Origin of the sequence: Brachyspira sp. G79 (assembly GCF_002379365.1) — a bacterium.
In the GTDB taxonomy this organism is placed as follows: domain Bacteria; phylum Spirochaetota; class Brachyspiria; order Brachyspirales; family Brachyspiraceae; genus Brachyspira.
On sequence record NZ_JQIU01000008.1, the window covers coordinates 2,270,749 to 2,282,043 of the forward strand.

Here is an 11,295-nt window from a genome sequence, read left to right on the forward strand (position 1 = left end):
ATTTTTTATTAAATTATGAAAATTATATTGACATATAGAGTTTTTTTGTATAAAATATGTGCGAATTTTTATAATTATATGTGGGGTTAATATATTATTATGAGTAAAATAGATCTATCAAGCACTTTTAAAATGAGTAAATTAAACAGTATAATGTTTAAAATACCATTTATGGTAATAGTAATGATAATTATGTTATCTGTGATAATAATATCAGTATCTATAAGCCTTGCAACTAAAGAATTAAATGCCGTAACAGCTTCAGGATTTAAAACTTCAGTAAACGGTTTTTCTTCCTTAATAGATAGCATACTATCTTATCAGTCTATCCTTATAGAGTCCTATGCTAATATTCCAACAATAAAAGAATATATGTCAACTAGAAGTGAGGCTGTTCAGGACAGAGCTATCAGAACTATGACAGTATTATTTGACAATAATGATTATATAGTAGATTTGTTTATGCTGAGTTTAGACGGAAAAGTAATTGAATCCTACAATGGAAACAAAGATGAATCAGGAGAGGATATATCTTCAATGTACCCCGCATTATGGCAGTCATTTGTTTCTAAAAATTATAATACAGCATTATCATTTAATATATATAATCATGAAGACTATATTATACTTCCAGTTTTACAAGGGGTAAGAGATGATAATAATAATGTAGTAGGTGCTTTTATAGCGTATGTGAATTGGGGTAAAATTATAGATGAAAGTTTGAAAGATTCAAAAGACCAGTTTTCAAGTGAAAAGACACTTTTTGTTATTAATAATGATTTAGATATAGTTTATCATAATGATAAAAATAGATTATTTTCTAAGGCAGCAGGATCTTTTGTAATACCTAGTAATCAGGATTCAGGTCTTCTTAGCTACATAAGAGAAGGAGAGGCAATATCGGCTTTTTTTAAGAGATTATCTTCTACACAATGGGTAATGATTGAAAGAACAACAGACAGATTGTTATATGCCACAGGAAGAAAGATGGTATTTATAGGTATTATTATAGGAATTATAGGAGTTGCTGTATCTACAGCTATAACTATATGGTATATACATGGCACTATTAAACCTATGAAATTTATAGTTGAAGAGGCAAGAGAGATGTCTGAGGGTAATTTTTCAATAACTTCTTCTATAAATGATAGAAAAGATGAGATAGGAGAGCTTTCTCATTCTTTTCAAGTAATGCGTGATAAAATAGTAACAGTTATAACAGATGTATTAGCTGCTTCTTCAGAGATAGCAAATGCTGCTAATGAAGTTTATCAGGGTACTGAAGATTTGGCACAAAGAACAGAATATCAGGCATCAAGTTTGGAAGAGACAGCTTCTTCTATGGAAGAGATGGCTTCTACTATAAAATCATCAGCACAAAACTCAGTAGACGGAAATAAAGTTATGATAGATTCAAAAAATGCCGTTAAAGAGGGTGGAGTTGTAATAGGAGACACTACCAAAATGATAGAGGATGTCTATGCAGCAAGTGCGAAGATTAAGGATATTACCAAAGTTATAGAAGACATTGCTTTTCAGACAAATATACTTGCTTTGAATGCGGCGGTAGAGGCAGCTAGAGCAGGAGATCAAGGCAGAGGTTTTGCGGTAGTAGCAAGCGAAGTTAGAAATCTAGCACAAAACTCTCAAACTTCAGCTAAAGATATTACTTTACTTATAGAAGATATTTACGAAAAAATAAATAAATCAGCAGAAATGGCTAGACATTCTCAGGATATTTTTAATAATATTGAGCTTAAGATAGAAGAAACTTCACAGATTATGAATGATATCAGTCAGACGGCAGTAGAGCAGGAGGCTGGAGTTGATCAAGTTAATACAGCAGTAACAAAAATGGATAGTATTACCCAGCAAAATGCTGCCTTGGTAGAACAGTCAACAGCAGCTACAAAATCGCTTCTTAGTCAAGCTAAACATTTGGAGGATTTGGTTGCTTTCTTTAAAGTGAAATAATATTATATAATTATATTATACAAAGATTTTTTTATCACTTTTTTGTATAATATAATTATTTTTTATACTAATATAATACTATATAAAGATACCTCGTGTATTTTCTATTAATTGATAATTAATATTTATATTAATATAATTGACTTTTTTTATCAATTAAACTATACTATACAACTATAGTGTTAGTAGTTTTTATGTTTTAATTTTCATTATTAAATAATAACTATTTTTATAATATCTAATTTCTTATTTTAGAGAGAGTGTTTATTTATGAGAAGATTTAATAGTATAGTTGTAAAAATTCCTTTAATAGTTAATATCGTTATTGTAATATTATCTTTTACAATAATTTTCACTTCAATAAAAATAGCTAATAAAGCTATAAATAATGCAACATATTCAGGATTTGAAACTTCAGTTAATGGTTATTCTACACTTCTTGATACTATCATTAATGATCAGTTAATCATAATGGATGCATATTCAAGGATACCTGCAGTAATAGAATATATGCAGACAAGAAATGAAAATTTAAGAGAAAGAGCCATAAGTACTATGGTAAATTTATTTGATAATAATGATTATATAGTAACATTAGATTTAATAGGTTTGGACGGTAAAGTAATAGAGGCATATAATGGAGATACTAAAAATGCAGGACTTGATATGGCTTCAACTTATCCTAAAATGTGGAAAGAGTTTGTAGATTCAGGATATGATCATGCTACAAGCGATAATATATACAAGTCTGATATAAATAAAGGATATGTACTTCCTGTAGTGCATTCTATTTATAGCTTGGAAGGTGAACTTATAGGAAGTTTTGTAGCATTTATTGATTGGTCAAAGATTATAAATGAAACTTTAGCAGATGCTAGAAATGAATTATCAGAAGCTAGAAGTATATTTGTATTAAATGAAGATGATTTACAGTGTGTATATCATAATATTAATGATACTATAGGTATTGTTCCAAATGCTTCATTAAAACCTCCTGCAGGGCAGTCTTCTGGTATATTTACATATGATTTTCATAATGTTTCCAGAACAGCATTTTTTAAAAAGATGAAAATTCAGCCTTGGTTTATGATGGCGGGAATTACACATAATTTATTATATGCTGAAAGTAAGAAGATGACTATTATAGGTATATTATTAGGTATAGCAGGCGTTATTATTTCTTCTTTGATATCAGGTTTTTATATAGGAAAAACTATTAAACCTATAAGAAATATAGTTGATGAAGCTCAGCAAATGGCAAAAGGTAATTTCATGTTTAAATCTCAATTATCAAAAAAGGACGATGAAATAGGAGAATTATCTAATTCATTCGATACTATGAGAAACAGATTTGTAGAGGTAATTTCCGAAGTTCTTGCAGCTTCAAAGGAGATAGCAAGTGCCGCCTCAGAGCTTCATAAAGGAAGTGAAGACTTGGCACAGAGAACAGAGTATCAGGCATCAAGTTTGGAAGAGACAGCTTCTTCTATGGAAGAGATGGCTTCTACTATAAAATCATCAGCACAAAACTCAGTAGATGGAAATAATGTTATGATAGCTTCAAGAAATGCTGTTATCGAAGGCGGAAGTGTTATCGCAGACACTACAAAGATGATAGAAGATGTTTATGCAGCAAGTGCGAAGATTAAGGATATTACCAAAGTTATAGAAGACATTGCTTTTCAGACAAATATACTTGCTTTGAATGCGGCGGTAGAAGCAGCCCGTGCAGGAGATCAAGGCAGAGGTTTTGCGGTAGTAGCAAGCGAAGTTAGAAATCTAGCACAAAACTCTCAAACTTCAGCTAAAGATATTACTTTGCTTATAGAAGATATTTATGAAAAAATAAATAAATCAGCAGAAATGGCAAGACATTCTCAGGATATATTTAGAGACATAGAAATAAAAATAGAGGAAACTTCAAAAATTATGAGTGATATTAGCCAGACAGCAGTAGAACAGGAAGCAGGGGTAGATCAGGTTAATACAGCAGTATCAAAAATGGACGGCATAACTCAGCAGAATGCCTCTTTGGTAGAAGAGTCTACAGCAGCTTCAAGATCTCTTCTTGATCAAGCTAATCATTTGGAAGAGGTTGTCTCTTTCTTTAAGGTGCAGTAAATTATTTTTTATTTGTATATTTTGAAAAAGCCTGTAATTTACGGGCTTTTTTATATTATTAATATCTTAATTATATTTGTTTAGGTATATACTAAAAATTCTTAAGTTTGTTAAAATCAAATTTGGTTTTATATACATTTACTGAAAGAATATTTTTGGATGGTACATTTTTGTAGCTCTCTTACTTTTTTTATCAGTTTTAAATGCTTTTTATAATCTTTTAATTTGTAATAGCATACAGAAAGATAGCATATAGTATATATATTATCATTTTTAAGTATGTCAAGCTGTTTATTAAAATTTTCTATGGCATTTATATAATCTTTAACTGACAAAGAGCAAAGCCCCATATAATAATATATGATATCATTATCATCATATATTTCTTTTGCTTCTAATAGATTTTCCATAGCCTTTTTATATTTATCCATTTTATAATATGATACTCCAAGGCATAATGCTGTATGATAATCTTTTTTATTGTTTTTATTACATTGAGCAGATTTTTCTAAATATTCTATGGCTTCATCATAATTATGAAGTCTGTAATGACATATTCCTATCCATTTAAGATTTTCAGCAGTAATGCCTTCTATATTAAGAACATTAGTATAATACTTGAGTGCCTTTTTATATTCGCATAGGCTGTAATATGATGAAGCAATCCATCTATGTATATTATGGTTATAAGGTGATACCTCTAAAGAGAGATTTAAATATTTAATAGCTTTTTTATATTCATTTATATTATTGTATGAAGCTCCAAGATAAAAGAAATAATAATAATGAATACTGTTTTTATTTTCTAAAGCTGTATCGAATGCTTTTTTAAAATATTTAATAGCTTCTTTATATCTTGAAAGCATATAAAGGGAAAATCCAGCTCTGAAATAGTACTTTGAATCTTTCTCTATCTCTATGAGCTTTTCATATATATCAAACAGGTTTTGATAGTCTTTATTTTTATATAATTCTTCAGCTTTTTTTATATAAAATTCTTTATCCATAATATTTTTGCATGTGTATATATTATAAATAAACTTAAATATTTATAATAAGTCAAATATAATAATAAAAAAATCAGAATAAATTTTACTTATTATCTATTAAAATTAAGGCTCATATTTCCGAATATATAGTAAGAAATATAAAAAATAGAAGAACAATATGGCTATAATAGAATTTAATATACCAACAAAAATTACATTTGGAATTGATTCTCTTGATTATTTGTCAGACATTATCAAAAAGTACGGCGGAAGAACAGTATTGGTAACAGATGGAGCTTCTTTCAATCAAACAGGATTAATAGATCAAATAGTTAATAAACTTAATGAGAAATTTATTAATGTAATGGTTTATTCTGATGTAAACTCTACAAGTACAAGTGATGCTGCTGATATAATTGCCAATTTGGTAAGATACAGTAAAGCAGAATCAATAGTTGCTGTAGGTGGCTTTAAAATACAAAATACAGCAAAAGGAGCTGCTGTTGTAGTGACTAACAGTGGAGAGGCTTCAGACTATATTAATGGTCAGCCAGTATATCATAAGCCCTTGCCTATTATAGCTGTACCTACAATATTGGGCTCTTTATCTGAAATAGCTACTGGAATGTGTCTTTACGATAAATATGATGAAGTAAATAAACAGAATAATGAAGACAGTGTATTTTCTTCAAACTGTATTATAGACCCCGCTCTATATACTACAGTACCAGTAAAATATGCTATAAGCAGTGCATTGTCAGTATTTGCTTTGTCTTTTGATATATATATGAGTAATACTCTTACAAGTATAACAGAGCCTTTAATAATTCATGCTATGAAAATAAGCATGCATGGACTTAAAAAACTTATTTCTGACAGTAATAATATAGATAATATAACAACTTTAGCTACAGCAAATATGTTATGTGCAACTTCAGCATGTCATAGCAGTTTAGGAGCTATAAGAGCTTTATCTATTGCTATTAATAGCGTTTATGCAGTTAATAAATCTATGGTATGCTCTATACTTCTTCCTCATATAATGGAATATTATATTACGGTTGCACCTGATAAATATGTTGTTCTCACTAATGTTATAGATGGTATAGATCCTGAAATGACTCCTTTTGAAATAGCCAATCAAGCATCTCAGCATATAAAGAAGTTCCTTCTTAATATTAATTTGCCTACAAGATTGAATGAAATTAATATAGACAGAAGTAAATTTGATAAAGTGGCAGAATTGGCATTGCAGTATAAGGGTATGGATCAGCTTCCTCGTGCAATGAATTTTGATTCTATTATGACTATATTAGATCAGGCATATTAATCTTCGCTTTTAGGAGCGTATTTGTAAGGCTTTTTATGTAAGGCATCTATGAGTTTTTTATTAGGCTTATAGCTGGTAATAGAAGGAAGAGTTTTATATTGCAAAAGACCGCAGTTATAACTTTCAGCATATTTATTGTATGCCAAACATAAAAGATACTCTAAGTTTATAGTATCAAGCAGATTATAATGTATAAGGGAATCAATGGCCGTTTCATCTTTAGTATCCTGATAATAATTCCATAGTAAAACTGCTGTATATCCTGTAACTCCTTCCATATCATCACCGCGTGAAAGTCCTACGTCCTGTTCTATTTTTTTTAATCCGCCTGTATATCCAAGCTCTTTAAGTACAAAGCGTAAATCTATTTGAGCACATTTTATTGTTGTAGCAAAGTATCTCTCAAGAAAAGGTATATCAAAACATGAACCGTTAAATGTTACTACTATAGAATAATTTTTTATATAATCAAGAAATTCATTTTCATTTCTTCCATGAACAAATACTCTCATATCCTTGCCGTCATAACAGCCTATAACTGTAATATCTGCTTTAGAAGGTTTTATTCCAGTAGTTTCTATATCCAAAAAAACAGTTTTGTCCATAAAAAAAGGATAAAGCCTGTATATTATAGATGTTGGAAATCTTTTTAAGAAATAATGATAGTTTTTATTTTTATAATTATAAATACTTCTAGGAAGTTCATCTTTGAGGGCTTCTCGGATACTTTTAGGCATAGCATAATAATCTATGTTTTTTAAAGTATCCTCCCAATCAAGAGCTCCTTCTTCCCATAGGAGACTTTCTTTTTTAGGACCGATTCCCTCTATATGCTGAAATGTTCTCTTCAATAAATCCACATAATTACCTTTATTATTTTATTGTTTACAGTTATTTTCTTTTCCACTTTACACCTTGAGGCGTATCCATTATCTCTATACCCATAGATAATAATTGATTTCTTATTTCATCTGCTTTTTGATAATTTTTTCTTTTTTTGCTAGTGTACGTTCTTCTATTAGTTTATTAATCTCTTCATCATCTTTATTTTCTTCTGTATCATTTATCTTAAAGCAGTTTATTATATTATTTACTCTTTCTATAAATTTGAGCATTTTATCTCTTGTTTCATTGTTGAGAGAATCAAAAGATGTATTTGCATTTTTTATAAGTGTAAATAATACTCCAAGTGCTTCTGAAATATTTAAATCATTATAAACAGAATCAGAAAATTTATCATTAGCTTCATCTATTTCTTTTGATAATTTATCATTAATTTCATTAGTATCAGTTTTGTTTATATCTTTTAATCTAAATACAAAGTCATTCACTCTGTCAATAGCACTTTGAGATTGTTTAATGCCTTCTATAGTAAAATTTAATTGTTTTCTGTAATGAGAGTTTATAAGCGAATATCTTATAGCCTCTTTAGAAAGTCCTTTATCAAGTAAATCTCTCAAAGTATAAAAATTGCCTTTAGATTTTGACATTTTTTCACCATCAACTATTAAATGCTCGCAGTGAAGCCAATAATTAACAAACTTTTCATTGAATGCTGCTTCATTTTGAGCTATTTCATTTTCATGATGAGGGAATTTATTATCAACTCCTCCAGTATGTATATCAAAATGCTTACCCAAATATTTACAGCTCATAGCAGAACATTCTATATGCCAGCCAGGTCTTCCTTTACCAAATGGAGAATCCCAGTAAACATCGCCGTCTTCTTCGGTATATGCTTTCCAAAGTACAAAATCGCTTGCATTTTCTTTATCGTATTCATCATTAAGTACGCGTCCTGAAGCTCCTTCAAGAAGTTCCTGTTTATCAAGATTAGCCAGCTCCCCGTATTCTGGAAATGTGCTTATTTTGAAATATACTGAACCGTCTGCCTCATAAGTATGTCCGTTTTTTTTGAGAAGTTCTATAATATCAATCATCTCTTTTATATGGTCAGTGGCAGCAGGATTAACTGAAGCTTTTTTTATTCCCAAAGTTTTTATATCTTCAAAGAATGCTTCTTTATATTTTTTAGTATATTCATTTAAAGAAATATGATTTTCTTTAGAGTTTTTTATAGTTTTATCATCAACATCAGTTAAATTCATAACAAGTTTAACATTGTATCCATAATCTTCTAATACTCTTCTAAGTAAGTCACTAAATACATAAGCTCTGAAATTACCTATATGAGCATAATTATATACAGTAGGTCCGCAGGAGTACATACCTACTTCGCCATCTTTAATAGGTTTGAACGTCTCTTTTTCTCTAGTTAATGAATTATATAATACTATCTCTTTCATAAAAAATTTTCCTTAAAATATTATAAACATTTTACTTAAAAGACTTTATTTGTCAAGGTGCTGTTATGTATTTTTTATAATAGATGAAAAACAATACAAAAATCCCCCTTAAAATATTTTTTAAGAGGGATAATAATGCTTTATTTATTATAATCATTAATAAATAAAATAGTTTTCTAAATATAATACTTAATAATAAAAAAATTATATATTTTTATTTTTTCTTATTACTATAGTAGCCTGTTCTTTATATTTAGATATTAGGCTTTTGAGATCTTTTTTCTCTTCTTTTTTTTCCATTATTTAATTCCTCCTTGAATAATGAATAATGTTTATTTTAGAAGCTGCCATCTCTCCATACTTTAAAGTCTGGATAGTCTAATTTTTGAGAATTATTTTCATACCATTTACAAACGGCGGCTGACATATTGATTACATAAAAATTAAACTCTGTTTTCCAGCCTTCATTTTTAAAGTCGGCAAAAGAAGGGATAAACTTATTATTAATAGTTTCATAAATATTTTTCTGAGCTGATTCTGTAGGTATATTATTATCTTTTATCGCTATTCTTAATATTAAGTGAATAGACATACAAGAAAGTGTTGAAGTAAGTCTGCTGTATTCATCAAACATCTGCTCTTTTGAGGAGTTTTCTGTAATAGTATCCATCCACATTTTTATAATATTTCCTAATGCCTCTAATTGTTCTGGTGAGGCATTTTTATTCATAATGATAGCTGCATAATTTTCTGCAAGCTGCATAAAAGTCATAGTTGAGTTTTCGTCTGAAATAGATATATCTGCTACATCTTCTATCTGCATTGAGTTTATCATAGACATAATAAAATTATCTTCGGCATTTGCTTTGATATTTATTGATATAAAAAACATAAAAACAAATAATAAATATACAAAACTTTTTTTCATAAAATATATTTCCATTTATAATTTTGTTTTATTTATTATCGTCATCAATTAATTTGTCAATACACTTATTTTTTATTAGTTTATTATTAAATAGCTATATTCTGTTAATTTTCTTTAATATACACAAATATACACATAAACAATTATATTTTGTTTTTTATATATGTATTATACCATATACTATATGTTAGAATAAACTTTATAGAAGATTTATTAAAAGAGTTAATAGCACATTTTATTTTTATAATATATATTATAATTTATCAATCCAATCGATAATTTTATTTAATATATGCTCGCTGTCCATATCCTCAAAGAATATTCCATTTACTAAATCATTATGATATATTTTTTTCCCTTTTAATATGATGCATTCAGCAAGACCTTTATTAAAACTATTAATTTTATTTGAAAAGTTAATGGAGTTTTCTACTTCGCATACTGGGTCTATTTCTGAATGCAGACATAATACTTGGGTTTTTTCACTTCCATCTATATGAGAATATGGATTTGCTAAATCTCTATTATAGCCTTCTTCAAATAATTGATTAAGCATAGGCATTATTCTTTCATTGGTGCATACATTCAAATCAGTAGGACCGCCCAAAGATATATAGCCTTTAAAAAGACTATTATCAATATTATATTTCTTTTGCAATTCTTTATTATAAACAAGCAAAGCTCCCAAATGAGCACCTGCAGAAGAGCCTGCCACTACTATATCAGAATAGTCAATATTTTTTTCTCTTAATACTTCTAATGCTTTATTAAAACCCTCAAACACATCTTCTATTTGACAAGGATATTTATATTTAGGAGCTAGCCTATAACCTAATAGTACAGTGCGGTAATGTTCTCTTGCAAATCTTCTTCCTACAAATTTGTATAGATTAGCATTTCCTTCTTTCCAGCCACCTCCATATATATAAACTATTATCTGTTTTTTTGATTTTTCATTTTCTTTTATCTGAGCTGGAAAATATAATATGTATTGTGCCTTATTTTTACCGTATTGATATTTAAATGGCTTTATTTTTTTATCAGCTTTAAGAAAGTTTATAGCCATACTTGGATATGTGAGGTATTCACCTATCATATTTTTTTTTCTTACCTTTTCTCTTGTCTCTTTATCCAAACTCTCATAATCTTTTAATTCATCATTCATAAATAAACTCCTTAACTTTTTATTTTTATCTATTTTTTATATTTTTATAGATGAAAAATCTTTTTTAGAGATGATATAAAATCTGCATTAAATAATATAATCATAGTTAAAATTACTATTATAGCAAAAGAAAATGCTAGTAAACTGCTTAAATAATAAAAATTAAATAAAGGCAGTGATATCATTAACATAGAAATAAATGATGATGATATTATATAAGATACATATTCATTAAAGTATTTTCTATCTATAACAGCAATTAAAAGCATAGCTATATTCAAAGCTAATGATAAAAATGATACGGCATAATTTAAAGACCATTTATGAAAACCAGTAAATATATCTATTATTATAATAAGAGGAGTAAGTATAAAAAACTCTATAAGTAATTTCTGTCTTATATACAATGTGCTTGCAGTAAAACATATATAAGTAAGGTATGCACATATTATTGATATTACGGATATTACAGCCCAATTATA

8 protein-coding genes and 1 pseudogene are annotated in these 11,295 nt (G+C 28.2%); 3 read left to right on the forward strand and 6 right to left on the reverse strand.

The window, feature by feature from the left end:
* The first annotated feature begins 99 nt into the window (after nt 1-99).
* Both KQ44_RS11520 and KQ44_RS11525 read left to right on the forward strand, forming a co-directional pair.
* On the forward strand, nt 100-1,974 hold the full coding sequence (locus tag KQ44_RS11520) for a methyl-accepting chemotaxis protein (RefSeq protein WP_096737530.1): 1,875 nt from the start codon (nt 100-102) through the stop codon (nt 1,972-1,974).
* A gap of 270 nt (nt 1,975-2,244) precedes the next feature.
* Complete coding sequence (locus KQ44_RS11525; RefSeq protein ID WP_096737531.1) at nt 2,245-4,095, forward strand: methyl-accepting chemotaxis protein; 1,851 nt, start codon at nt 2,245-2,247, stop codon at nt 4,093-4,095.
* 128 nt (nt 4,096-4,223) lie between these two features.
* Here the strand turns inward: KQ44_RS11525 and KQ44_RS11530 are convergent, their stop codons facing one another.
* The gene (locus tag KQ44_RS11530; RefSeq protein WP_096737532.1) at nt 4,224-5,102 is read right to left on the reverse strand and encodes a tetratricopeptide repeat protein; all 879 of its coding nucleotides are present in this window, start codon (nt 5,100-5,102) and stop codon (nt 4,224-4,226) included.
* Between the two features lie 160 nt (nt 5,103-5,262).
* On the opposite strand from KQ44_RS11530, the gene KQ44_RS11535 reads away from it, so the two are divergent.
* On the forward strand, nt 5,263-6,414 hold the full coding sequence (locus KQ44_RS11535; RefSeq protein ID WP_096737533.1) for an iron-containing alcohol dehydrogenase: 1,152 nt from the start codon (nt 5,263-5,265) through the stop codon (nt 6,412-6,414).
* Here KQ44_RS11535 and KQ44_RS11540 read toward each other — a convergent pair.
* From KQ44_RS11540 to KQ44_RS11560, 5 genes and pseudogenes are all read right to left on the reverse strand, one after another.
* The gene (locus KQ44_RS11540; RefSeq protein WP_096737534.1) at nt 6,411-7,274 is read right to left on the reverse strand and encodes a ribonuclease H-like domain-containing protein; all 864 of its coding nucleotides are present in this window, start codon (nt 7,272-7,274) and stop codon (nt 6,411-6,413) included. The genes KQ44_RS11535 and KQ44_RS11540 overlap by 4 nt on opposite strands.
* Before the next feature lie 31 nt (nt 7,275-7,305).
* Nucleotides 7,306-8,720 (reverse strand): annotated as a pseudogene (gene cysS, locus KQ44_RS11545) (cysteine--tRNA ligase).
* Between the two features lie 337 nt (nt 8,721-9,057).
* Nucleotides 9,058-9,648: a hypothetical protein gene (locus KQ44_RS11550; protein ID WP_096737535.1), complete on the reverse strand. Its 591-nt coding sequence runs from the start codon at nt 9,646-9,648 to the stop codon at nt 9,058-9,060.
* A gap of 253 nt (nt 9,649-9,901) precedes the next feature.
* A complete protein-coding gene (locus tag KQ44_RS11555) occupies nt 9,902-10,813 on the reverse strand; it encodes an alpha/beta hydrolase (protein WP_096737536.1) in 912 nt (303 codons plus the stop codon).
* A 44-nt stretch (nt 10,814-10,857) separates the two neighbouring features.
* The coding region (locus KQ44_RS11560; protein ID WP_096737537.1) for a DUF6320 domain-containing protein at nt 10,858-11,295 on the reverse strand (438 nt) is incomplete at its 5' end.